The organism is Methanoregula sp. (assembly GCF_003170075.1).
In the GTDB taxonomy this organism is placed as follows: Archaea; Halobacteriota; Methanomicrobia; order Methanomicrobiales; family Methanospirillaceae; genus Methanoregula.
The window spans coordinates 1-24913 of the sequence record NZ_PMZU01000074.1 but is presented as its reverse complement, the minus strand read 5'-3'; the positions used below and the strand labels follow the sequence as shown (position 1 = coordinate 24913).

Genomic DNA, 24913 nt, shown 5'->3' with positions numbered 1-24913 from the left:
TAATCAGGACAGATGGTTAACGGAATTGTTTTGCCCATAAAGAAAGTGTTCTCACTCGTAGATTCCAAGATTACTGTTGAGATCAAAGACGAGGGGCGCAAACTGCAGGGCCGGCTTGTCGCGGTGGACGAGTATCTGAATATCCACATGGACGAGACGATCGAGTATGTCAACAACGTGCGCGGGCGCAGCTTGGGCACAGTCGTCATCCGGGGCAATAATATCCTTACCATTGCCCCGGTTCTCTAAAATGCGAAACGGGGGCTTGACTTGCGATGCCTGAACCTGAAGACGAAGCATTTACCCTGATCCAGTCAAGACCGGAGGGTGTCCTCCAGTGCGAACTCTGGAAGGAACTGGGTGTGGACAGCCGGAAATGTTCAAGGATCGTAAAGAAACTGGAAGATAGCGGACTTATCGATCGGAGTGAATTCAAAAAAGACGGGATCAAGACCTATCTTCTTCGGGCAAGACGCCAGCCGGTACACCCTGAAAACCTGCTTGCCGGGGACGAACTGATCCCGTGCATTGCCTGCGATCTGGAATGTATCGTGCAGGACTGCCATCCCCTGATGGACTGGATGTACCAGCTTGCAATTGTCGGGACCGGCAACAAGTGATCGGTTCCCGGTTATCATCGGCATTTTTGATACATTTCCTAAAACGTTTTTTACCACTCATGACTCGTCTTCGACTGCCGCTCATCTGCGAGTGCCTGCTCTTTTTTGTCCCGCTCAATATCTATGGTATCGGGGACAATCTTGCCACCGGTGTCCAGTGGGCCCTCTTCCGGTACCAGCAGAGTTACCTCGGGAACAGCCTGATTACCCTCCAGAGAGATCTCTCCTATGTGCTTGAAGGGATCCTGAAAGGGACAAGTGCTTATTCAATCCTCATCTGGTTTCTTGGGGCGATTCTCCTTGTTGCTGCCCTGCTCCTCCTCGCTTATGCCGCCGTACAGAACGACGCACGGCTGGTAAAACCCGCCGGCCTGCTCACGGTTACCGGGGGCATCCTCTTTCTGGCTGCGATGCTGGTCCAGTACGGCCCTGCCCTTCACGGCGACCATGGATTTTCCCTTCCCCTCGGTGTCCCGCTCATCCTTATTACCGGGGGCTGGTTTACGTGGGGGAAATTCTGTGACAACGAAAAAGACACCCGGGGCGACGGTGATGCGGAAGACCATGACTGCGACTGCACCTGAAGGGAGTGGCAGAATGACATCGTGCCGGTGCATGACCCTCACGGTAGAAACATGTGTATTCCGGCCATAAATTGCGCGAAATCTGCAATTTCCCCTGCGTCCAGTCAACTATTTATTGCAAAATATCCAGATTATAGGTATACACCGGAGGCGGGAGCCCACGCCCCGGGAGTTCCAGATGATATCCGTCCTGTTTGTCGATGACAATACCGACTTTCTCGTGCAGTTCCGCCCGTTCCTCGAGAAGACCGGGGAAGTTCAGCTGGACGTGGTCCAGTCCGCAAAACTGGCAATCGAGAAACTCAAGAGCCGGAGATTTGATGTCATTGTCTGCTACGAGAAAGTGTCGGCAGTCAACGGGATCGAGTTTGTCTCTGACATGGACGGCATCGGGTTTCTGCTCTACCTTCGCTCCATGGGAAACCCCACACCGGTCATCCTCTTCAACCGTATGAGCGAGAACCGGGTTGCCTTTGAGGAGGTTAATAACGGCACCGAGATCGTCATCCCCCGTACTGCCGATCTGCGTTCCCCGGCAGCAGATCTTGTCACGCTGATCAAGCAGACAGCGCTGCGCAAGAAGTCGGAGCGCGAGATCAAACTCCAGAACGAGCAGCTGATCGCGATCCTCTCGGCAACGCCGCTTGGGATCTTCCAGATGCGGAACGCCACGGTCGAATGGGTAAACCACCCGCTTTCCGCACTTTTAGGCATGTCTGAGTCCGATATTGTGGGAAAACCGGTCCGGGCGCTCTTTAAGAGCGAGGAGGAGTTCGGGCAGGTCTGCCGGGATCTCCAGATCCACCGGGACGCACTCGGAAATGGTTGTGCGGAATGCGAGCTCGTGCGGGCTGGTGGCGGTGTCGTTGCCTGTACCCTCCAGGCCCGCCTGATCGACCCGCTTGACGCAAAAAAAGGCGGCACCTTAGTCGTGACCGATATATCTGAAAGGAAAAAGATGCGGGATGCCTTAAAGGAAAGCGAAGCGAAATACCGGGAGATGATGCAGAACGCCCAGAGCATCATCATACGGATGGACATGCAGGGTGTCATCACCTACACCAATACCTACGCAGCGGCATTCTTCGATTTTTCAGTGAGCGACCTTGTCGGAAAGAATGTTGTCGGGACGATCGTGCCGGAGAAGAACCGGGGCGGCCACGATCTCTCAATGATGGCAAACGACCTGGGTTTTAACGCCGAGGGGTATGCCATCAACGTAAGCGAGAACACCCGCCGGAACGGGGACATCGTCTGGATCGCATGGATCAACAAGGCGATCCGCGACCCGCAGGGCCACATTGTTGAAATCCTCTGTATCGGTCACGATATCACCGACAGGAAACGGACCGGCGAGGTGCGGATCAGCACCGATACATGGAAGGACCAGGTGGTGTCCGATACCGATGTGCGGGACGAGGTCTTTGATGCAGTCTTCCATATCTCAACCGAGATCTCGATCGAAGGCCGGGAAGGAAAGGCGGTCGGTACGACATTCCTGATCGGCGATACCAAAAACGTGCTTGCCAAATCCCGGCAGATCATGCTTAATGCATTCGAGGGTCACCAGCCCGAGATGCGAATGGTCACGAATCCCGACCTCAAGGAAAATATCAAGGAGTTCGCCCAGCTCGACGGGGCATTCGTGATTTCGGGCGACGGTTTTATCGAGGCTTCGGGACGGTACATCACAGTGGACTCAAGCAAGGTGACGCTCCCAAAAGGCATGGGCACCCGGCATAACTCAGTTGCTGCGATTACCAGCGTAACAAAAGCCGTCGGGATCGTTGTTTCCCAGAGTGGCGGGGGGATCACGATCTTCAAGAACGGGCAGATCTTAAAGAAGATCACGCTGTGATCCCGCTCTTTTTTTTATGTCCCAACGGGTATCGTGCCGGTGAACCGGTGTAAAAAAGGGGAGCCCCCGGGATTTTCCTTGAGGTGGCGCGTATTTCAGATAGTGTTTCAGACTCTTTTAGTTATACGACCGGAACGGCACATACTGGTCGACGATTTTGACCCGATCACCCTGCGGTGTGATCGCCCAGACGATGGCACGGTCATAGTTCTGTGTTGTTCCCCGTAACGTGACGGTCTTACCCACATAGAGAGGCTGGAGCATCGTACCGGTCTCGACAACCCCGTCAGACCGGATGACTTCGAGATCGAGCTCGGGAATGAAGTTCAGACCCTTACCGCCACGGAAGGTCATGATAATCTGCGGGTTGATGGCCTGTCCGTTGCTCGCGACCTGGACATCAACTTCCCAGATAGCAGGCAGGATTTCTGTCGGTCCCGGAGTAACGGATAGTGTCGGCAGGATGGTGGGGAGAGGGGTTGCAGATGTCGTGGGGGTGGTCGGAAGGGGCATAAGATTTGCCGGATCCGTGCAGCCTGCTACTGCGAGCAGCAGCGAGAGCAGGAGTGCGGAGCAGATGATAAGTCTGGAATTCATAGCTGAAGGTTTCATTGACCGGTATTTATGATGGTATGATGGCAGAAGTACGGTGATCTATCTGATAGTTTCTGCCACTCCCTTACGGTATACGGGGTGTCTGCTGGCACCCGCATGATCCGTCATTTTTATGGCACGTGTATTGGCAGATGTTCCCAACCGCACGGAACGCGTCCTCAAGGTCCGGGAAGTTCGGAATGTGTGCCTCCCGCAGGATCCGCTGTGGCGTCTTCATGGAATCACCGCCAATCATGCAGCCTACGATCATCTTGTGAGTATGCGTCGAGAACCGGACGATCTCATTTGCAACCCGGAGCGGATCGGAGATTGCGGTCGGGACTGTAATGACGAAGGCAAGGTCCCAGAGGTCCTGGTGCCGGATCATCACGTCGAAGGTCTTTGCAAACCGGTCGGGATGGGAATCCCCCACCATGTCGATCGGGTTGGCCCGGCTCCAGTTTGTGGGGAGTACTGCGTCCAGTTCCCGGGTGAGCGCCTCCGGGAACTCCACCAGTTGGATCCCGAACCGCTCGGCATAATCCGAGGAGAGCACCGCAAATCCGCCGGCGTTTGAGATCACGACTGCACGGGTACCTTTGGGGTACCCTTCGGACGCGAGGAGTTCGGCTGCCTGGAACGCCTCCCGGATCGACCGGACCGGGATCATCCCGGCCTGCCGGAACGCGGCTTGGTAGACCATTTCACTGCCGGCAAGGGAACCCGTGTGCGATGAGGCGGCCTTCTGCCCGATTGCAGACGAGCCGGATTTTAGCACGATCACGGGTTTTTCCGGGGTGATCCGGCTGACGGTCTCCATGAAGCGCCGGCCGTTACGGATCTCCTCAACATACAGGATGATCGCATTTGTCGCGGGATCGGCGGCGGCCCACGTGATAAAATCCTCGAACGTGAGATCCAGCTGGTTGCCCACCGAGATAACAGCGGAAAACCCGATCTCTTCGGGCAGGCTCCAGTCCACGATTGTGGTGATGATAGCCCCGCTCTGGGAGATAAACGCAATGGAGCCGGGCCGGGGGGAGACCGAGTCAAAGGTAGTATTAATGCCCTGTGCCGGGAGCATAAACCCAAGGCAGTTGGGGCCCATGATCCGGCACCCGTACTTTTGTGCGGTGGCAAGCACCTGATCTTCGAGCGCTTTTCCGGCCGGCCCGGTCTCACGGAACCCTGAAGAGACGATAATTACAAGCGGTATCTTCTTTTTTCCTGCTTCCTCGACGATTGCCGGGACGCCCGGTGCCGGGATCGCGATCACCGCTGCATCCACCGGCCCCGGTATTGCGGCAAGGGATGGATACGCAGTCTTCCTGAGGATCTCCGGGCTTTTCGGGTTGACCGGGTAAAGGGCGCCGGAAAAGCTGAGCATGTTCCGGCAGATCGCGTACCCGACTTTGCCTGGATCCTGCGATGCACCGACGATTGCGACCGACCGGATATTAAGCAGGATGTCCGGCAGCGCCGCACCCGCTGCCTCTGCATCATGCGCCGGTTCAACCGCATCGTCGGTGTAGATCCGTGCGTCAACCGCACAACCGCCCTCGCCGTACAGGATAACGGGGTTGATATCGAACTCCCGGATCTCCGGATGCTCAAGGAACATGTGAACCAGCGCCCCGGCGATGGTGACGAGCGCTGCCTCATCGCGGGGAGCGGCGTGCCGGAAGCCGGCGATCAGTGGGTATCCCTTAAGACTGTGGATCATGGTGCGGATCTCGTCATCGCTGACCGGCAGGATCCGGATCGCAACGTCACGGAGCAGTTCGACGAGCGTGCCGCCCATGCCGATCGTTATCACCTTCCCGAACGCCGGGTCGGTCTTTCCCCCGATGATCAGTTCGAGGCCGGGTTTCTGCTCCGCTTCAATGATAATTCCTTCGATCTCTGCCTCGGGATACGCCACCCGGACATTCTGTGTGATGGCGGTAAACGCCTTTTCTGCAGCAGCGGCAGACGTGATGCCGGTGATAACGCCGCCCGCATCGCTCTTGTGGACGACCTGCGGTGAGACGATCTTTGCCACCACCGGGAACCCAATCCCGTCTGCTGCCCGTCCTGCCTCTTCAGCGGTATGAACGACCGTTGAACGGGGCACCGGGATACCGTATTGTTTCAGCAGTTCATAGCCGTCCGCTTCGGAAAGGAGGGTGCGTGACATGGGGATAGGTTGCTCCTGTAGTGATATTGCCGGTGAGGGGTTAATGAGGATTGTGCAGGGAGCAGTCAGTATCGGTTTTGTGGAATTTTCAATGAAAATCATTATGAATGTATGAAGATATTGTTGCTTCTTCCCTCACAAGGAACGATGAACGTCGCCGCCCCCGGAGGGACGCCCCCGCGGCGGATCAGTGACGTTCATACAATGAAAAACATTTTTCTATCCTGAAGGGGGCCAAAAAACGCCCGTAAAACGGTCAGATTTCCTACCCCGATAGTTTGAGTGTTTATATTTGTCTGTTTTGCAAAATACGCCCAAATTGAGCCCCATATAATGCCCTTTGCAGCCCCATATTCGCGTTCTGGCGGCCCCTGTTTTCCGAATCGTCCAAGTGGCAATTCCACATGAGATCAGCCAAAAGAACCGCACTATCGAATCCGTTTTAATTTGTCCGTTTTCCAAAATAAACCCAATTTGAGGGTATTTTTAAACGGAGCCCTATGCGGGCTTCTTTTAGGATTCAGGAAGGGCGATCGGGGCTTAAATTGAGCCCGGATTGAAGGTACTCGTGAAGAGTCGTATGGGGGAAAACCGGTGTAAATAAGAGGTTTTCTGACAAGCGGTAATGTCCGCACCTTTCCCGGAACAAACACCGCAATCTAGGAAAAATAAATGTTTTCGGAAAAATGCCGGCTCCATTCTCCAAAATCCAAAAAAGAAAAAATCCGGCCCTGTTCCCGGATAAAATCTCACCCTATGCCGTATGGCTTATTCACCCGGAGGCAGTGCGCCATGTCGGCAAGGATCGGCTCGATTGTTTTTTCCTTACGGTACCGCTCCGCCATCTGTTCGGCAAGGCTGCCTTTCGTGATCCTGCTCTCAATAACGGGGAGATATTGCCGCTCTTCAGCGCTTGCCCTCTGCCATGCACAGCGGTACAGCGCTTCAAGTTCCGGACGGAGCCCGGCCGTGCCGTCCTGAATCGCTGTTTCCGTGAGTGCGAGCAGCGCATCCTGGTCGCTCTCGACCGGGAGCGTCGGGCAGCGCAGGAGTGAGGTCACCAGCGCAGCGACTGCCATATCGGAGCGGATGCACTCCTGTTCGTCCGGTGCCTTGATCTCAAGGCAGCCCCGGGAGAACCGGATGATAAGCCCGCTCGAATTGAGCCATTCCTCGCAGAGGATCCCAGCATGACGGGCCCGGAGCTCTGAAAAAATCCGTTCCTGCGCCATCTGGTACTCCGCCACCGACCGGAGCCGCGCCGGGATGATGCCGTTGCAGATTGCCGGGATCTCCTTCTGGTTCTCCCGGTAATAGATAAGCCGGTTATCCATTGTCCCGGTCAGACGGCCCTCCACCATAGGGGAAGATGCCGTAAGCGCGATAAGATACGGGAGGAGGGTGCGGATCCGGTTGTACTGCATGAGCAGGTCTTTTTCTCCCGCATACGAGAGGTTGATCTGGAGCGCCTGGATGTTGAGCCACCCGTGCTGCCGGATGTTAAAGAGACGGTCGTAGGCCTCGTAGTACTCCCCCTCGTCATGATCCCAGACAGCAGTCCGGTCGAGCGTCAGGGTGGGGTGCATCCCAAGGCCGAGCAGGTGGTACTGAGTGGGAAAGATATGGTAGAATTTCCGGATCCCCTGCATGAGCATCGATTCCAGCGCCGCAGGGCCGGATGCAGGGACACGCGGGACAAATTCGAGCACGGTTTTCTGGAGTTCCTTTCCCAGTTTGACCTCGCCAAAGAGGATCTCGCCTGAAAAACTCCCGCAGATCGATTTGATGATCTGGTCGGAGACGGGAAGCGCAGTAAAATGTGCATCGTTCACCGAGTATTCGTGTTCTGTTCCAATCGTCATACGAACCGGTGTCCCCGGGGAATTGCCACAACCAGATCCGTGTCGGGTTCGTCGATCCGGTTGATTGCGTCAATCTCCGCATCCGTGAGGTGTGCGACGAGATTTGTGATATTCTCTATGGCCAGGTCGTACTGCTGCCCGTACGCTTCGGGCACCTCTTTTAAGAGCGTTACGATAGGGCAGATAGACGCGTGCTTTAGGAAGATCCGGATTGTGTCACCGTCCACATCGAAGGTAAACGGCCCTGCCCGGCAGGTTTCGGGTTTTATCGCGTGAATCATGCACATGCTGTCATTCATGAGAATGCAGGTATGATCAGGATTTGTCCGGAGCCGCCGGTAGCCACGGGTCTCAAATGCAGTCAGGGATACCCCCGCTGTGATCAGTCTCTGTTGGCAGTTCATGGATATGGGGGGATGTGCGTCATCGCAGCAGCGCCCCCCGCATTTCATACAGATAGCTTCGGCACGAAGCGGCCAGTTTTCCGTCAAATATGATCACGCTGCAAAAAGGTGGTCGACGATCCGTTCGTACACATGGGGGTAGTAGGCATCCTCGCCGCTCTCAAGCGACGGGTTGTCATTTACCTCGATCACGCAGGCATCGCCGTTGTTGTTCTTGATATCTACGCCGTACAGCCCGTTTCCGATCGCGTCTGCCGCATCGATCCCGAGCTGGATGACATGGGGCGGTACTGCACTTTCGGGCATGCTCTCCACGCCGCAGTACACGATATGGCCGTTCACGGATGCCTGGATCTTAAACGTTACCGAGGGGATGGTGTACTTGCAGACGTACAGGAGTTTTCTGCCAAGGACTCCAACCCGCCAGTCGTACGTGCTCTCCACGAACTGCTGGACGACGATCCAGTCCGACATCTTGATGAACCGCCGGGCGACCCGGAAGAAACCGGCGATGTCCATGACCTTTTCGACCCGGAGCGAGAACGAGGTCGAAGGCTCCTTGAGAATCAGCGGGGTCCCCATTCTGTCGAAGAGCTGCGAGACCCGTTCGACCGACAGGTCGTTTTTTGAGAGAAAGACGGTTTTTGGGAGCGCGACGTTCTTTTTCTGGAGGTGGGAATACATGTTGATCTTGTCGCCACAGATCTGGATGGAATCCGAGTCGTCGATGACCGGGATACCGTGAAAGTCGGCCATACGGGCGGCGACGTACGTGATATTCATCGGGTCGGTCCGGGCACGGATGAAGAGCGCGTCCATTTTCGGGATCTTGTTGATGTCGACCGGGAAGAGAAACTCCACATTGTGTCCCCGGCCTTCGGCCACGTCCCGGCAGTGGATCAGGGCACTGAGCTGCTCGGCGTTGGAGAGGGTTTTCCTGTCGACAAAAATGCCAAGCCTGCTCATAAAAACTCCTGCTCGTCCCGGTATGCGGCAAGGAGCGCCCGCTCCTTTTCGGTAAGGTGGGTGTAGCGCGTGGGAGCAAGCGACGAGAGCACGACCCCGGTTCCGGTTTTTACAAAGACCATGCTCACGAGCGGTATGGAAAAGAGTTCGTAGATCTTCTCCGCGTATCCCCCGATTGCCGAGCAGCTCCCCGTGATCCGGCCAAAGACCGCCGTGCAGGTATGAATGGTTGCGTCATCGTCGAGTTTCTGGTAGCAGAACGGGTACTTGCCCTTGTTGGTGATATGCTTGACGACGTCCTTTGCCTGCTCGTTGTCCTGCACGACAAAGAAGTCGGACGCAGTCGCAAAGTAGTTGAGCCCATAGAGGATCGCCGGGAGCGGGACGTAGGCCTGCGAGATGCCCCATTCCATGACCGGGATGCCGGCGAGTTTTGCCCGCTCAAGGCAGATGGGCACCACAAATGCGTCGAGGACGTTGCGGCTGGACGGGTGGATATCCTCCCCGGCCAGTTCACGCTCAAGGATGGTGTAGTAGGCCTCGGTCTTATACGAGTAGTCCTCCGCGATGACATGGGTTGCATGGTCCCGCGTGACAATGGCAAGCGAATCCCGGGTCATCACCGGTTCCTTTTTAGGGACGAGATGGGCATGGGTTGTGTGGTTGCCACCCCCTGTCCCGGCTCTTGCGGGCGTCTGGGCAAGCATCGCCGCCCGTGCTGACGCCCGCCGGCTCATACCCGGCCGGGCGAAGGGGTTTGCGGGACCGGACGCGATGGGACTCTCTGTCTGCAGCTCGTCGTCGGGCTGCGGGGTGTAACCCTCCCGATCGTTCATCCGAAGATCAGCTCGCTTTCCACCCTCGCAGAGGTACCCCGGGGGCCGGGGATTCCCGGTACAGACCTGCCCGTGGAACAGTAATGCCGGGCAGAATGAATGAACAGGGCAAAAGCATGATCTATATACTCACGCGCTGCACCCGCATAGCGATTGCAGCGTGTCATTACAAAAGAGCGGGAAAACGCCAACCGTTTAGCCACTTCATCATCATCGTCGTTGCTGACACTGACGGTCATGTTCAACACTAATCCAGCACGGAGTGTGGATTATTCTATCTTCCTCTATAGGTGCAGGGCTTTAAAAGAATTTTGCACGTGACCATACCTTGGAATGACTACGGTTCATAATTGGTGTCACGGGGTTGGGAACGGGGTGGATTTGCAGGGTCATGCCGCGCACGGTCCGGGCGGTCATGAGCGTGAACCCACTGCTTCCTCGTTCAGGAATCATGGGGGTAGCTCCTCCTCATGATGAGGCAGGGGACTACTCTCCTTATCTGACACTGGCCGAAAAACTGAGACTTCAGGCAGAGGACACCCTGCGAAATTCATGTTTTGTGGATCTAAACGAGGGGTTAGTAACCTCCCTTGTGTATAGTGGAGGGAGCTAGGGATACCCCAACGGGCTGGGCATTTTCCGGAATCCTCAAATCAGCCAGTCTTTTTTTGAAATGTTTAGATGCTGAGCCAGGCATGAAACCAGTTATTCAGGAAGAGAACCCCCTTTGGGGCTGTCGCCCCAGCCGCAGGGGAACCTCCCGTGAATGAGGGATTACGCGAGAAAACACCAGTCGGGTTTTCGCGCTGGCCTACGGGTTTAGAAAACAGCCGAAACTCTCTTTTTGGATGCAGACAGGTAATCGAACCGCCACCGGGGCGCTCTTCGGGGGCGGCGACACCCTCTTTATGGTGATATGGAGGCATTAAGTCCCCCTCCCACACCCTCAACTCCTCAGATTGGGTAGACAACGCCCCCCACACCCGCATCGTGCTCGTATTACATAAAACTGGTTCTCATCTACGACAGTGCAGGCCACCTTTCCTGACAAAAAAAATGTTGCCCATGAAATTCCCGGGTCATTTTTACCACAATCCTAAAGTTGATATTGCAATATCACTATCAGTAATTGCATATGCACATACCGAGTCCTGAAGAGCTCCGTTCCCGCCGCGAATCGCTGGGGCTCAGGCAGACCGAGATCGCAAAGAGGGCAGGGATCAGCCAGTCCATGGTGGCGCGGATCGAGGCAGGCAGCGTCGACCCCAGGGTCAGCACCTTAAACAAGATCATCGTGGTGCTCAATAATGCCGAACCAAAGAAAATAACTGCCGGCCAAATCATGCACACGCCGGTGCTCTCCGTCCTGCCACAGGCGAGTATCTCGCAGGCCGTGGACATCTTCGAAAAGAACAACATCTCCCAGCTGCCGGTGATCGAGCGGGGTGCGCCGGTCGGATGTATCTCCGAATCAGTGATCGTAAAAGCGATCGAGCAACAGCGCCTCCATCACACGCACCTGTTCATGGTAAAAGACTTCATGGAGCCCGGCTTTCCCACGGTTCCCCCGGATATGGATGTCGAGACGGTGGTTAACATCCTCCAGCAGAATCACGCGGTGCTTGTTGTCGAGGGGCGGGTCGTTAAGGGTGTGATCACCAAGCACGACCTGATCACGCTTATCGTCTGATTGTGCGATACCGGATCCCACGCGGGAGTGTGAGGCACGGGAACCGCCCCTGTTTTGCACCGTTCTGCGTTTTTCAGGGGATATTCTGCCAAACTGATCAAAGCATATATAAAGTATTATAAAAGAGAAATTCTTGTTGTGGTTGATGCCACACCAGGGGTTTTGTCATATGGCAGAAGAAACAGAGCCCACAGATATCAGCAGTGCAACGGTTATCGGAATAGGGGTTGTACTGTTCGTGGTCGTCGTAGGTTTCTGGTACCTCTTCCTTAAGTAAAACAGGCACCCAAAAATATTTCCCTTTTTAGAGTTTTGAGATGAGATCCCGGAGTACTGTGGCCGGATCTGTGGCTTTTACCACGCTTGAAGCAAGGAGCACCCCGTCAGTCCCGAGATCCATGGCAATCTTCACGCACTCACCGCTCTGGATACCTGCGCCGGTGAGGACCCTGACCTTCGGGTTCACCGCATGGACCGCTGCGACAGACCGTTTTATGATCTCGGGGTTTGCCTTTGAGACCGAGACACCGCTCCCGATCAGCTCCGGTGGTTCGATGGCCACGTATTCCGGGCCAAGCGCCGCGGCACCGGCGCTCGTGACCTCGTTATTCGAACATATAACCGCTGTGAGCTTGTGAGTCTGAAGTGCCCGGACCGATGATTCGATCTCCGCAAGGGTCAGGCGCCGTTCAGAGTGGTTGATAAGCGACCCGGCCGCTCCTGCCGCCTTGAGCGCATCGGCCGTGATATGGCCGGTGTGGGCGCCGGGTTCATATCCGTCCACATGCTGGGCGTAGACAGGAATTGCGAAATGGTGGCAGAGCGGGTGGAGATCGATGTACCCGGGCGCGATACCGATCGTCACACCGCTCTCACGTGCGACCAGTTGTGCAGCGGTGGCAATCTGGTGGGCGCGGTTGCCCGTGCCCTCTTTGTACGTCTTGAGATTTACCAGGATCAGGGGTGACGGCATCTTACATCATTCCTCGTGCTTGAGGTGTTACACCCCGGTTCCATTCAACCTTTCGCTCCCGTACGAGGGCCCCGCGGGCGGATTCCACTATTCCTCTTTTAATCCCCTCGTGTAGTGGCCGGCGGTAATGCCCCCCAGCGAGATCGCTTTTACCCGATCCTTGAGTGCTGCAAAATCACGGACATGCACATCGGGTTTTTGTGCGGCAAGCGTGATCGCGTCGCGGTAGATCCGGACCATCTCACCTGCATACGCTGCTGGCCGCCCCCGGGCATCGATCGCGATCGCATCGACCCCGCTCTGCACCAGTTCCGGTACCGCATCGACAAGGCAGGTCTCGGCCGCGTTGAAAATATGACTCCGGCAGGCATCGTCAATCCGTACCGGGAACAGATGTCCGGTTTCGTCCCGGATCCCAAGCCAGCGGGTATTTTTGCAGGAACCTGACGTGCGCCGGCACTTGTTTATCACCGCACGCAGGCAATCCTCGGTTACCATCGTCTCAATATTCCCCTGCACGAACACGGCGAGTTTCGGCCCGTCCCCCTTCAGACGTACGGCACGAACGAGTTCGGCAATCTCACTTCCGGATAACTCCGGGGAGAGCAGGAGCATCCCAAAAGGCAGCCGGGTAAAAACCCGGACGGTCTCTGCATTAAAAACGTTGAGCGCACATGAGCCTGCGAGGGTAAGACCCGGTGCAGCCGCTGCCACAGCGAAGGCGATTCCCGGGTTTTCAACCATGCACCCACCAAGGCCTGCCGCATGCAACCGGGGCAGGAGAGAACGGATCGCATCAATTTCTGCCTGTCGGGTGATCCGGGGCAGTTTCCAGATGAGGCGGGAATTGTGTGCCCGGCAGGTTTCGAGTGCGGAGCGGATCACGACCTCAACCCGGGCCTTTTCCGCATCGGCATCTTTTCCTTTTGGGTACGGGAACCCGCAGGGTTCAAAACAGATTATTTCTGCCCCGGCACGGATGCCGGCGTCCACGGATTCATAACTGTCCGCGAACAGGCAGATACTTATGCGCCGGTCAGGAATTTTTTGTGGGATGGGTGTTGAGTGAGATGAGGATGCCGGATATTTCGCAATGAACCGGCCGAGACGCAGTTCTGCGGCCTTCACATCTTCAGGTCCGGGTCGGGATGCGGTGACAAGGATCTCTTCGGCGCGGGCGAAAAATTCCCGTCTCACCCGGTTAATCCCGCTGACCGGGGTAAACAGGGTGCCGTCATAGAGAAGCGCCAGATCCGCGATAACAAATGGCGTTCCCCCGGTTTTTGCCAGCTGTGCGGCAAGCTGTTCCTTTAAGAGCGGGTGGGAACGGGCAGGAACGAGATGGAGATCGGAAGTATTTTCCACGGCAACCGGTTCTTTCCCCCGGGGATGGATCGTGCCCGCGAGGGTCAGGTGCCCGTCAGCAGCGACCGATGCGACCATGTCGACCGGCACCGGATGACGCAGGTCTGCCGGAGCCTGTGCAGTGATCTGCCGGGCGCGGGCGGCAAGGTCCTGGGACGAGGTAAGAAAGACCTGGGCGCCTTCCAGCACCGGGCGGGGGACGGCAAGCACGATCCCCTCCTTTTGCACATCGGGTTCGCTGTTGAGGGCATATCCCCATGCTGCTGCCGGATGATTCGGGAGGGAAAAGAGAAGCCCGTCCCCGGGATGCAGGGTGATAGGCTGGTTCGGAGATATGGTTACGGTCCTTCTGGAATGATCATAACGGGCAACCGTCCCGATGCGCAGTCCCCGGTTATCCGGCCGGTCCCTGCCCATGAGTTTCTCGTTCCTGTCGCCGAAAAGGTAGCCCCGGGTGAATTCCCGGTTGAACGCAAGCACCAGGTCGCGTTCCACGGCTTTGTCCGGGACAAAGGTGCCTGCGGCTGCCGCATCGAGTGCACGCCGGTACGTGGAAACAACAATGGCCACATACTCCGGGGACTTCATCCGGCCCTCGATTTTTAACGATGTGACAGGAGAGTTCACGAGCCGGGGAATCTCGCGGTATGTACAGAGATCTTTTGGCGAGAGGAGATACTGTTCCTGTAACGGCACCTCGTTTGCGCCGGTCGGCCGACCGAATTTGTCAATATCGGCGGTCACCAGCGAATATTTCTTCCGGCACGGCTGGGCGCACATGCCCCGGTTCCCGCTCCGGCCGCCTATCACTGACGACAGCAGGCACTGGCCCGAGTAACTGTAGCAGAGAGCCCCATGTGCAAAGACTTCAAGGCCGACGCCCGTATCCTCTGTTTCCCTTGCGATCTGCACAATCTCGGACAAGGGGAGTTCCCGTGCAAGCACCACCCGGGAGAATCCCAGTCCGTGTGCCCACCGCACCCCGTCTGCGTTATGAATCGTGAGCTGGGTCGAAGCGTGGAGCACAAGACCGGGCACGATCTCCCGTGCAAGCACAGCCACGGCAGGGTCCTGCACAAGCACCGCATCGGCACCCATCGCGTATAACTGGACAAGATACTTCGCGACCCCGGGGATTTCCCGGTCGTGGATGAGGATGTTTACCGTTACGTATACCCTCACTCCCCGGGCATGGGCGTACGCGATGGCCTTTCTGATCTCCTCATCGGAAAAGTTCTGCGCGAACTTCCGTGCGCCAAACTGTTTCCCACTCAGGTAGACCGCATCGGCCCCGGCGGCGACAGCGGCCCGGAAAGCACCCATTGACCCGGCGGGTGCGAGCAGTTCGGGAATTTTTCTTTGCTGCGGGGACATTGCATTTCTGGACATAATCACTCCGTTTTCAGGGAACTAAAAATCGGATCAGGCCGAGGGTGGCAAGGGTCGTCATTGTGGCAGCGACGCAGTAGCCGGCCATGGTAATCGCGAACGACCGGCTCTTCTGCCAGCCGAACAGCCGGGAAACCGGCGCACATACATACACACCTATGAGGATCTCGCAGGGGAAAAGGCCGAGGATGCCGTACCGGCTGAATATCCTGGAGCGGCCCGCGATTGTTTTTGTCTTTTCCAGGAACCCGGCAACCCGTTTTGAGGTCTGCCCAAAGGTATCAATAATGCCATAGATCCCAAGGAAGATCCCGGCCTCGATGCTGATAGCCGCACAGAGGACATAAAGGGAAGGGAGGCCAAGGCCGATCCCGATCGGTACCGCTCCGTACTCGATCAGAAATGCACTCGTAATCAGAGCAAAGGCGGAGACAAAGGACAGGCCAAGCAGGTATGCAGAAACAATCGGCAGGACAAGTGCAAGAAGGACACACCATCCGAGCGCCCCGCAGACGAGCCGGAGCGCTGCCAGAACTGCCGCATGTTCCATATCCGGGGATATCTTCTACCCGGAAGGGGATAAACCGGTATCCTTAAAAAGAAATCCCGGTCAAATGATTCCCGGGTGGGCGTATCTTTTTGTGGCCTCGCGGCCAACCGTCACGTACATGCAGATCGTTGCTTCCCTGACAGATCCCGCACAGGCCGCTCTCGCACAGGGTGCAGATATCATCGAGCTCCGCTTCGACCTGATGGATGGTAATCCGGTGGAGGTAGTGCAACAGTGCAGAATGACGAGTCCCCTCCCGATCATCGCCACGTTCCGCTCCGCACAGGAAGGCGGCCGGTACTTCGGGAGCCCGGAGGAATGGGCAAAAAAGATCGCGCCGGTCATCCCGCTCGTGGACTACGTGGATGTCGAGCAGAAGTTTGCAAAGCAGGCAGCACCGGTAAAAGCGGCGGGAAAAACGATCATTGCCTCGCACCATGCGGCGCAGATGATGCCGCTCCATGTTCTTTTTATGCTGGAACAGGAACTCCGATCGTATGGCGACATCCCGAAAATAGTCGTCATCCCCAACAACGAAGATGACCTTATCGATCTCATCGCATTTACCCGTGCGGCAAAAAAACCGATCTGCACCGGTGTCATGGGAGCACAGTTCCGGTACGCCCGGGCGATCCTCCCGCTCTTTGGCTCGGAGTTTGTGTACTGCCACACCGGTGTGCCGACCGCAGTCGGGCAGTACTCGGTCGAAGAGTTCGTGACACTGGCAAAACTTCTGACCTGACGCCGGGACCCGTCGGGTGGAAAAATGGATTTACCGATATTTTTCCTGCTCCAGCACCGCGTCGATGAGCACGAGCGCGAGCATCGCTTCTGCCACCGGGAGGATCCGGGGCACGATACAGGGATCGTGCCGGCCCCCGACCGTGATTGCCACGACATTCCCGTGAATATCCCGGGTCTGCTGGACTTTTGCGATGGACGGCGTCGGTTTTATCGCGATGCGCACGACGATGTCCTGCCCGGACGAGATCCCGCCGAGGATGCCGCCCGCGTGGTTGCTTGAGAATCCGGTCGCTGTCATCGGGTCGTTGTTCTCGCTCCCGAACTTTCCGGCAACGGCAAACCCATCGCCGATCTCCACGCCTTTGACCGCACCGATCCCCATCATGGCGCCGGCGATCGCCGCATCAAGCTTGCCGAAGACCGGGTCGCCAAGCCCTGCCGGGCAGCCGGTTGCCGTGATCTCCACAATGCCACCCACGGAGTCTCCCGCCTTTTTTGCTGCGAGGATCTCCTGCCCGATCTCATGCGGGGCGGTTTTGCCGTGCACTTCGAGGATTTTCCCGGTGACGGCGACTTCTTTTATCGCAAGGTACTTCATCGCCACGGCCCCGGCTGCGACCCGGCCGACCGTCTCCCTGCCTGAGCTCCGGCCGCCGCCCCGGTGGTCACGGATGCCGTACTTTTCCTGGTACGTAAAATCCGCGTGGCCGGGCCGGAATTTCTCCCTGATCGTCTCGTAATCTTTGGACTGTATGTCCCGATTTCTCACCAGGAGCGCGACGGGCGCGCCGGTTGTCTTTCCTTCGAATACTCCGGATAGGATCTCAACCGTGTCGGTCTCGCTCCGTGCTGATGTCAACGGGGACGTACCCGGCCGGCGCCGGTCGAGCAGAGGCTGGATATCTGTTGCACAAAGTTCGAGCCGCGCCGGGCATCCGTCAATAACAGCGCCGACAGCCGGGCCATGGCTCTCGCCAAACGTGGTGACTGCAAAATTTCTGCCAAAGGTGTTCATGCCAGTATCTCCCTAATCGCCGTATCGGGCACATCGATCCCAAAGAAGAGCCGGAACTGCTCCCGTGCCTGGTGGATAAAGACCTCGGTACCGGTGATGGTTGTGCAGCCGGCTTTTCGTGCGGCCGCGATCAGGGGGGTGACCGGAGGTGTGTACACAAGATCAAATACGGTCATCTCCTTTTTTAGCTGATCGTCCCGCAGCGGGTTTCCTGTGTCCGGCTGCATACCAATCGACGTCGCGTTTACGACCAGGTCCGGGTTGATCCCGGAAAAAGCATCCCATGATTTCCAGCGGCAGCCTGAATGCTCCGCAAGCTCCTGCGCTTTCTGTGGCGTCCTGTTTAAGATCGTGACCTCCATGTCGAGATCTGTAAGCGCGTAGGCAGCCGCCGCCGCGACTCCTCCCGCGCCGAGCAGCACCGCACGGTCGCCTTTATGGCCGGCAAGCGGTTTTTGTATGCCAAGCCAGTCCGTGTTGTAGCCTCTGGCGATCCCGCAGGAAAAGACCACCGTGTTGACCGCACCGATCTGCTGTGCCGCCTCATCGATCTCATCGAGACAGGCCATCACGTCCTTTTTGAAGGGGATTGTCACCGAGAGTCCTTTTGCATCGATATCGTGGGCAACCTGCATGATGGTCCTGATCGACGGGTCCTCGAATCGGGTATAATGGTAGTTGAGATCGTACCGTTTGAAGAGCCGGTTGAAGAGCAGGGGGCTTTTGCTGTGGCTGCAGGGGAAGCCGGCGACACCGAGGAACCGTGTCTGCACGTCCCGGTCCGGGCCGGTAAGCAGGGCTTCGAGCCGTGCATGTTCAGGTGCCGGGAGGGGGCCGGCCGCAAACCACCGGAACGCGGCTGCCCGCTCCGGGGCAGGGACGACACCCTTTTCGAGAAGGGAAAGGATCCGGTCCGCCGCTTCTTTTGTCGATGTACGGCTCGTGTCCACGCAGAAGTCCGCCGATGCGGCGTATTGCCGTCGCCGACTGGTAATCACCTGCGCAATCTCTTCGTTTTGGGGAAGGTTCGTGAGCGGCGGGCGGGGGGCCCGGGCAAGCCGTCTGCCGATTGTTGCGAGGTCTGAAGTCAGCAGCACGCACACGCTTGCAGCCCGAAGGTGCTCCATGTTGACGGGGTCCATCACGACACCGCCCCCGGTGCCGATGACAATGTCGCGGGCAGGCAGCGTGGCGATCACGTCGCGTTCCAGCGCCCGGAACCGCTCCTCTCCGTCATCACGGAAGATATCGGGGATCGTGCGGCCGCTTTCCTGTTCGATGAGAGTGTCGGTGTCAAGAAACGGCACGTTTAAACCGCGGGCAAGGATGGTACCAATCGCCGTCTTGCCGGTCCCGCGATAACCGAAAAGCACAATCCGTCTCATCCCATCACATCCTTGATTGCATCCCAGAAACCGGGGAAAGACTTGTTCACGCACTCAGCGCCGGTGATCGAGACGCCACCGATCCCAAGACCGAGGACGGCAAAACTCATCGCGGTCCGGTGGTCGTTTGCCGGGTCGATGGTGCCGCCATGGAGGGTGGCCGGCTGGATGATGATCCGGTCGTCGTCAGTATTTGCAATCCCGCCGAGCTGCCGCAGGCGTTCCACGGTGACTGCGAGCCTATCGCTCTCCTTGTACTTCAGGTGGCCGATGCCGGTGATTACGGTCGGGGTCTTTGCCACCGCCGCCACCATGCAGAGCGTCTGGACTGTGTCGGGTGCCGAGGACATGTCTATGGTGATCCCGGCAAGGGAACCCTCGTGTTCGATCGTGACACCGTCGTGGGCGTACGTGACCTGGCAGCCCATCTCCTGGAGTGCATCGAGAAAGAGCCGGTCGCCCTGCACGGAGTCCGGGTTGAGGCCCGTAACCGCTACCCTGCCGCCGCAGATCGCTGCGAGCGCAAAGAAGTACGAGGCCGATGAATAGTCACCTTCGATGACGTACGTGTGGCCGGTGTACCGGTTCTGGTTGCTGATCTGGAACTGAGTATACCCTTCGCGCCGGATCACGGCGCCGAAATCGGTCATGACGCCGGCTGTAATGTCGAGGTAGGACTGTGATGCGGGTGTCCCCGTGATCGAAAGCGTGACCTCGTGCTGTGCATAGGGTGCGGCCATCAGGATCGACGAGGCGAACTGGCTGCTGGCCGAGCCGTCGATCGTGGCATTCCCGCCTTCCAGCCTGCCGCGGACTGTTATGGGGGGAAAATCCGTTTTCTGTTCAAACGAGATCCGCCCACCGAGGGCGACAAGCGCATCGGCAAGCGGCCCGACCGGCCGTTCCTGCATCCGTGTACTACCGGTAAGGGTGACCGGGTGATCGGAAAGCAATGCCGCCGAGGTGAGCAGGCGCAGGGATGTACCGGAGTTGTCAAGATCGAGCACTGTGCCCGGCGGGCAGGAGAACGCACCGTCGCAACCTTCGATGGTCACGCTATGGGCCCCTGCCTCAAGGTGAACGCCGAGCCGGCGGAGCGCGGCCATCGTGAGCTTCGTGTCGTCGGCAATAAGCGGGTGGATGATCGTACTCGTGCCCCGGGCAAGCGCTGCTGCGATGAGGGCCCGGTGCGTGAAACTCTTGGACGGCGGGGCGGCCACGGTAAGATCAATACCGTGCCGCTGGGGAAGGGTGACGATCATTATGGTACCTCAATTCTCGGGTAGCACCCCAGTTTCCGGACCGTGGTTATCGCTTCAAGTTCGCGGAGTGCCTCATCTGTGCACCCGTTTATGGCATAATCAAGGAAGAATACGTATTTTCCCATGCCCCGCTTTGACGGTCGCGACTCGATCCGGGTGAGGTTGATCCCCCGCCGGGCAAAGACCCCAAGGAGATCGTAGAGGAGCCCGGCCCGGTCGGTGTCCGGGTCGATGAGGATGCTGCACTTGCCGGGCCGGCAATCGGGACCGGAGTTTTTACTGATCCGCACAAACCGGGTCGTGTTCTCCGGGTTGTTCTCGACATGTTCTGCAACGATGGGCATGCGGTAGATCACGGCTGCCGATGACGAGATGATCGCCCCGGCGTTCGGGGTCTTTTTTGCTTCGATGGCACTTGATGCGTTACTGCTCGTATGGATCACCGGGACCTTCCAGTGTTCGATGTACCCGCTGCACTGTTCGTGGGTCTGTGGGTGGACATAGATCACCCGGATTTTGTCAAGCGGGACGAGGGAGGCGAGGTGGTGATGGATCGGCATGTACATCTCCGCAGTGATCGAGAGGGGGTACACCATAAGACCATCGAGGGTTTCTCCCACTCCCCCAGCCTCGGAGTTCTCGATCGGGACAATGCCGTCGCCAGTGCCCGCCACCACTCCTGCGAAGATGCTGTGGATGGTTGGTTCGAGGACGACCGGGTCGCACCCGAGTTTTATCGCAATCTCGTGGGAGAAAGTCCCTTCGGGGCCGAGCGTGATGACCGTCATTTCTTCACCATGCACTCGATCAGGGCGTCGGTGAGGTCCTGCCCCCGTTCGCAATAGGCGCCAAGGTGCCGGGTGTCCCGGGAAAAGAAATCCCTGAAAGCCTCCGGGTCGCCTCGCGTAACGATCTCCGAGAGTTCGCCCGCGGCCGACCGGCACGCGGCAATCACTTCGGGCACGAAGGGGTTCTGCTGGAGAATGTCGGCGTAGAGTGCGGGGTCCTGCGAAAGCAGCCTGCCGACAAGCCCGAGTTCGATCTGGTAGACCGGGCTCATGAACTCCTCGGTTTTTTGTATATCGATGCCCATCCTGCGGATGGAGTCGGCCATGCAGATCGTGACAAAGTGGGTGAGCCCCTGCACGACGGCCATCATCCGGTCGTGCTCCTCCGGTGTTGTTATCGTACAGACGGCACCTTCGCGGGTAAAGACTGCGGTTAAGTTGCTGAGCGCCGCATCGGTCGTGCGGGCCGGGCACACAACGATGGTCTGGCCCGAGATTGACGAGACCGTCGGCCCGAACATCGGGTGGAGCCCGATTACTTCCGCCTTTGACCGGAGCATGGCGGCAACCGGTCCGACTTTGAGCGAGGTAAAATCGCAGAGCAGCTGGTCCTCCCTCATGAGCGGCGCGATCCCGCCGATGACCCTGACCGTGTCCCGGATAGGGACCGAGACGATCACGAGGTCGCAGGTATCTGCAAGTTTTTCATTCGTGAGTGCTGTTGATCTGCCCGAGACGAGTACTTCGTAACCGGCCCGCTCAAAGACCGGGGCAAAAAGCTGCCCCATCTTTCCGGTCCCGCCGATGATGCCTGCCTTCATGCTCACTTCTCGCAAATCGTCTCTTTGACCGGCATGCCAAAGTGCCTGCCGCCTTCAAGCGTACAGCCGAGGATCCGGTCGCCGGCCGAGAGGTTCACGACCGAGATGGCATTCCCGTTTGGCGTGACCAGCCGGATCGTCTCCGCGTTCTGGAGGATGAGGCTCGCCTTTGCGCCACCGGCTTCTGCCTTCGCCTCGACGAGCAGCAGGGGCCTGCGCTCGATCTTGGTCCTGCCCACGATCGCGGAACGGGCTGCACCGTGGCTGTCAGAGACGAGTACCTGTCCTCCGATGGAGAGATCAGAAAGGTACGCGGTCTTCCCGTCAGGAAGCAGGATATACGCGTGCACCGCGCCGGCGTTCACCCGGAACGGGCGGGGCGCGACGTACGGGTTCTCCAGCGTCTCGGCGTGGACAAGGAGCATGGCAGATGAGGTATTACCCATCAGCATGCCGTCGCCGTCCACCAGCATCGAGCAGGTGTCCACGCAGACCCGGTCGCCCATGCCCACCGGCTGGATCTTTGTCACGGTAAACGGGACGAGGCTGACGGTGCCGGCCTGGTTTTTGATGAGCGCTGCGACCGCTTTTACCACGGACGGGTCGGAGGTCTTTAAGAGAATCCCCCAGACGCCCTTTTCAAGGACGTGAAGCGCGAGTTCTGCCTCGTGCACGTCCTTCACGGTCGCGATGATCCGGTCGGACTGGGCGACAAGGTTCTCGAGCGGGATGACCGTCCAGTCACTTGTGGTGACGATGACGATCCGGTTCTTTCCTTTCATTGCCGCGTCGTTCTCGCTTGCCTTGTCCGTGATGCTGCATTCAATGACATCGGTTCCGGGCTTAAGGTCGCCATCCGGTGCAACGGTCGTGATCCGGCCGAGCCGTTTTACGTCCTCTGCCCGGTCGGCGACAATGGCATCCGCGCCGCTCTCGATCGCTGTCGTCACGCATTCCTTGTTCCACGGGCGGGCGTCCACCCAGAACTGCTTCATGTTACGGCTGCTCCAGCGCCTTTTTCGGGTCGACGTTCTGGTGCACAACACGGCAGACGGCCCGGACAAACGCCGGGGTGTCAGTGCGCTGGAAGGCGTTCCTTCCCATGCAGACGCCTGCCCCTCCGGCTCCGACCGCGTCCCTGATCATTTCGAGCGACTCAAGATCGCTGATCTTTTCGCCGCCAGCGACAAATACCGGCACCGAGCAGGCTTTCGTGATCCGAGCAAATGCTTCGGGATTGCCCGGGTAGCTGGTCTTGATCATGTCGGCGCCGAGTTCTTCTGCGACCCGGACACACTGCCCGATGGTCTGCGGCGAGGCCGGGTCGATGCCTTTTCCCCTCGGGTAGATCATCACAAGGAGCGGCATCCCCCAGCGGTTGCAGTCCCGGACAATCTTTGCCCCGGTCTCGAGCATCTTCGACTCGTTCGGGGCCCCGAGGTTGATGTGGATGGAGACTGCATCGGCCCCGAGCGCGATGGCTTCTTCCACGGAGCAGACCTGTACCTTGTCGTTCGGGTCCGGGTTGAGCGAGGTGCTGCCCGAGAGGTGCACGAAAAGCCCGATGTCCCGGCCGTGCCGCCGGTGTCCCCGTTTGACCATGCCTTTGTGGAGCACGATCGCGTTTGCCCCGCCTTCGCTTACGTCAGTGATGACTTTTGTCATGTCCAGCAGGCCGTCGATCTGTCCCATGGAAAACCCGTGGTCCATCGGGATGATCACGGCGCGGCCGGTGTTCCTGTCGATGATCCGTTCGATCCTGATCTCTTTTCCAATCATGATTGCCACCTTACTACCCTTCGAGGACTTTGAGTGCGTCCTCGGCACTTTTGTTCTGGTGTACGATACATGCCGCTGCCCGGACGAACTTGTCCGGCGTCCGGTGCTGGAAGGCGTTCCGGCCGATCGAGATACCGGCCGCCCCGCCTGCCATCGCGCCTTCAATTAATTCCAATGTTGTGCGGTCATCCGTCTTTGAACCTCCGGCGACCACGACCGGCACCGGGCAGCCCCGGGTCACTTCGCGGAAGGACTCCGGGTCGCCGGTGTACACGGTTTTCACGATATCGGCGCCAAGCTCGGCTGCCACCCGGGCGGCGAGTTTCACCTGGTCGACATCGTTCTCCTTTTTTATGTTCTTCCCCCGCGGGTACATCATCGCAAGGAGCGGCATCCCCCACTCCATGCACTCGACCGCCACGTGCCCGAGATCGGAGAGCATCCGGGCCTCGGACTCGGCCCCGATATTGACATGCATCGAGACCGCGTCGGCGCCCATCTTGAGGGCGTTTGTCACCGAGTTCACGAGCACCTTCTCGTTCGGGTCCGGGCCAAGTGAGGTGGAGGCCGACAGGTGCAGGATGAGCCCGATGTCCCGCCCTCCCTGACGGTGGCCATAGAGGGCGAGGCCCACGTGGCCGATCACGGCATTGGCCCCGCCGTCCGCGACCAGGTTCACGGTCTGGCCCATGTCGATCAGGCCGGCAATCGGCCCGTTCGAGACCCCGTGATCCATCGGTACGATTACGGTCTTTTTCGTATTCCGGTTCATGATTCTTTCCAGACGAATTTCTTTACCTCTCATAATCAACAACTCCCCCTTCAAGGCCTGAAACAATTGAGATCAGTTGTGAAGGGAATTACCGGTACCAGGGATAATACCTGAAACCGAAATAGCTAAAGAAGCTAAAATAGCCAAAAACGCGATAGCCAATGCTCCTCGCGTTTACTTTTTCAGAAATGACATTACTGATGCTGCGGACGGGTGCTGCGCTTTCAGAGATAAAGACATTCACGAGGGAAAAAACCCTCACGGGCGCTGTTGCACTCTTCCTGCATGGTTATTGGTTGGAGCTGGGGGTATATAATTGTGTGTGCTAATGTGTAGCATGGTGGGGGGAGGTATGGAAAATGAGAGAGCCATCTCACGCGGGTGTTTCGGACATTTCTACAAGCACTGTACAAAATTCTATTGTGATTGAGAAAAATTAAGAAAATAATTATCCCCTAATAAAACACCAAAATACTTTGT

General features: G+C 57.8%; 23 protein-coding genes. 6 read left to right on the top strand and 17 right to left on the bottom strand.

Translation table 11 applies throughout. The features are described from left to right. Positions 1-12: 12 nt before the first annotated feature. The 4 genes from QZN75_RS09695 to QZN75_RS09680 all read left to right on the top strand — a co-directional run bounded on the left by QZN75_RS09695 (position 13) and on the right by QZN75_RS09680 (position 3062). Complete coding sequence (locus QZN75_RS09695) at positions 13-249, top strand: LSM domain-containing protein (RefSeq protein WP_292428021.1); 237 nt, start codon at positions 13-15, stop codon at positions 247-249. Positions 250-275: 26 nt separating this feature from the next. Beyond that, on the top strand, positions 276-620 hold the full coding sequence (locus QZN75_RS09690; protein WP_292428019.1) for an Lrp/AsnC family transcriptional regulator: 345 nt from the start codon (positions 276-278) through the stop codon (positions 618-620). Positions 621-679: 59 nt separating this feature from the next. Continuing rightward, on the top strand, positions 680-1204 hold the full coding sequence (locus tag QZN75_RS09685; RefSeq protein WP_292428016.1) for a hypothetical protein: 525 nt from the start codon (positions 680-682) through the stop codon (positions 1202-1204). 178 nt (positions 1205-1382) lie between these two features. Beyond that, positions 1383-3062 (top strand): PAS domain S-box protein, encoded by a 1680-nt coding sequence (locus QZN75_RS09680; protein ID WP_292428014.1) that lies wholly within the window; start codon positions 1383-1385, stop codon positions 3060-3062. A 117-nt stretch (positions 3063-3179) separates the two neighbouring features. On the opposite strand, the gene QZN75_RS09675 is transcribed toward QZN75_RS09680, so the two are convergent. The 6 genes from QZN75_RS09675 to QZN75_RS09650 all read right to left on the bottom strand — a co-directional run bounded on the left by QZN75_RS09675 (position 3180) and on the right by QZN75_RS09650 (position 9900). Then, positions 3180-3659 (bottom strand): hypothetical protein, encoded by a 480-nt coding sequence (locus QZN75_RS09675; RefSeq protein WP_292428011.1) that lies wholly within the window; start codon positions 3657-3659, stop codon positions 3180-3182. Between the two features lie 82 nt (positions 3660-3741). Then, a complete protein-coding gene (locus QZN75_RS09670; protein WP_292428009.1) occupies positions 3742-5832 on the bottom strand; it encodes an acetate--CoA ligase family protein in 2091 nt (696 codons plus the stop codon). A 749-nt stretch (positions 5833-6581) separates the two neighbouring features. Continuing rightward, positions 6582-7694: a glutamate-cysteine ligase family protein gene (locus QZN75_RS09665; RefSeq protein ID WP_292428006.1), complete on the bottom strand. Its 1113-nt coding sequence runs from the start codon at positions 7692-7694 to the stop codon at positions 6582-6584. Then, positions 7691-8146 (bottom strand): YkgJ family cysteine cluster protein, encoded by a 456-nt coding sequence (locus QZN75_RS09660; protein ID WP_292428074.1) that lies wholly within the window; start codon positions 8144-8146, stop codon positions 7691-7693. The genes QZN75_RS09665 and QZN75_RS09660 overlap by 4 nt, the downstream gene beginning before the upstream one ends. A 45-nt stretch (positions 8147-8191) precedes the next feature. Beyond that, positions 8192-9064: a RimK family alpha-L-glutamate ligase gene (locus QZN75_RS09655; RefSeq protein WP_292428004.1), complete on the bottom strand. Its 873-nt coding sequence runs from the start codon at positions 9062-9064 to the stop codon at positions 8192-8194. Next, a complete protein-coding gene (locus QZN75_RS09650; RefSeq protein WP_292428001.1) occupies positions 9061-9900 on the bottom strand; it encodes a RimK-like ATPgrasp N-terminal domain-containing protein in 840 nt (279 codons plus the stop codon). Before QZN75_RS09650 ends, QZN75_RS09655 begins: the two co-directional genes overlap by 4 nt. 1135 nt (positions 9901-11035) lie before the next feature. On the opposite strand from QZN75_RS09650, the gene QZN75_RS09645 reads away from it, so the two are divergent. Next, positions 11036-11590, top strand: a complete 555-nt coding sequence (locus QZN75_RS09645) for a CBS domain-containing protein (protein WP_292427997.1) — start codon at positions 11036-11038, stop codon at positions 11588-11590. A 304-nt stretch (positions 11591-11894) separates the two neighbouring features. Here the strand turns inward: QZN75_RS09645 and tpiA are convergent, their stop codons facing one another. From tpiA to QZN75_RS09630, 3 genes are all read right to left on the bottom strand, one after another. Further along, entirely contained in the window at positions 11895-12563 is a 669-nt protein-coding gene (tpiA, locus tag QZN75_RS09640; protein ID WP_292427993.1) for a triose-phosphate isomerase, read from the bottom strand. A gap of 87 nt (positions 12564-12650) precedes the next feature. Continuing rightward, a complete protein-coding gene (locus QZN75_RS09635; RefSeq protein WP_292427991.1) occupies positions 12651-15317 on the bottom strand; it encodes a U32 family peptidase in 2667 nt (888 codons plus the stop codon). A 13-nt stretch (positions 15318-15330) separates the two neighbouring features. Then, entirely contained in the window at positions 15331-15867 is a 537-nt protein-coding gene (locus tag QZN75_RS09630; protein ID WP_292427989.1) for a hypothetical protein, read from the bottom strand. 118 nt (positions 15868-15985) lie between these two features. Between QZN75_RS09630 and QZN75_RS09625 the strand changes: the two genes are divergently transcribed. After that, complete coding sequence (locus QZN75_RS09625; RefSeq protein ID WP_292427986.1) at positions 15986-16609, top strand: type I 3-dehydroquinate dehydratase; 624 nt, start codon at positions 15986-15988, stop codon at positions 16607-16609. A gap of 30 nt (positions 16610-16639) precedes the next feature. Here QZN75_RS09625 and aroC read toward each other — a convergent pair whose 3' ends face one another. From aroC to QZN75_RS09585, 8 genes are read right to left on the bottom strand one after another with little or no spacing between them, the layout of a single operon-like run. Further along, entirely contained in the window at positions 16640-17626 is a 987-nt protein-coding gene (gene aroC, locus QZN75_RS09620) for a chorismate synthase (protein WP_292427983.1), read from the bottom strand. After that, the gene (gene aroE / locus QZN75_RS09615) at positions 17623-19011 is read right to left on the bottom strand and encodes a shikimate dehydrogenase (RefSeq protein ID WP_292427980.1); all 1389 of its coding nucleotides are present in this window, start codon (positions 19009-19011) and stop codon (positions 17623-17625) included. The genes aroC and aroE overlap by 4 nt, the downstream gene beginning before the upstream one ends. Continuing rightward, positions 19008-20273, bottom strand: a complete 1266-nt coding sequence (gene aroA, locus QZN75_RS09610; protein WP_292427976.1) for a 3-phosphoshikimate 1-carboxyvinyltransferase — start codon at positions 20271-20273, stop codon at positions 19008-19010. Before aroA ends, aroE begins: the two co-directional genes overlap by 4 nt. After that, positions 20273-21061, bottom strand: a complete 789-nt coding sequence (locus QZN75_RS09605) for a prephenate dehydratase domain-containing protein (protein ID WP_292427973.1) — start codon at positions 21059-21061, stop codon at positions 20273-20275. Before QZN75_RS09605 ends, aroA begins: the two co-directional genes overlap by 1 nt. Beyond that, a complete protein-coding gene (locus QZN75_RS09600; protein ID WP_292427970.1) occupies positions 21058-21882 on the bottom strand; it encodes a prephenate dehydrogenase/arogenate dehydrogenase family protein in 825 nt (274 codons plus the stop codon). Before QZN75_RS09600 ends, QZN75_RS09605 begins: the two co-directional genes overlap by 4 nt. A 2-nt stretch (positions 21883-21884) precedes the next feature. Beyond that, positions 21885-22877 carry a 3-dehydroquinate synthase II gene (locus tag QZN75_RS09595; RefSeq protein WP_292427967.1) on the bottom strand — a complete coding sequence of 331 codons (993 nt, stop codon included), beginning with the start codon at positions 22875-22877 and terminating at the stop codon, positions 21885-21887. A gap of 1 nt (position 22878) precedes the next feature. After that, on the bottom strand, positions 22879-23661 hold the full coding sequence (locus QZN75_RS09590) for a 2-amino-3,7-dideoxy-D-threo-hept-6-ulosonate synthase (RefSeq protein WP_292427964.1): 783 nt from the start codon (positions 23659-23661) through the stop codon (positions 22879-22881). A 13-nt stretch (positions 23662-23674) separates the two neighbouring features. Then, entirely contained in the window at positions 23675-24466 is a 792-nt protein-coding gene (locus QZN75_RS09585) for a 2-amino-3,7-dideoxy-D-threo-hept-6-ulosonate synthase (RefSeq protein WP_292427960.1), read from the bottom strand. Between the last annotated feature and the right edge of the window lie 447 nt (positions 24467-24913).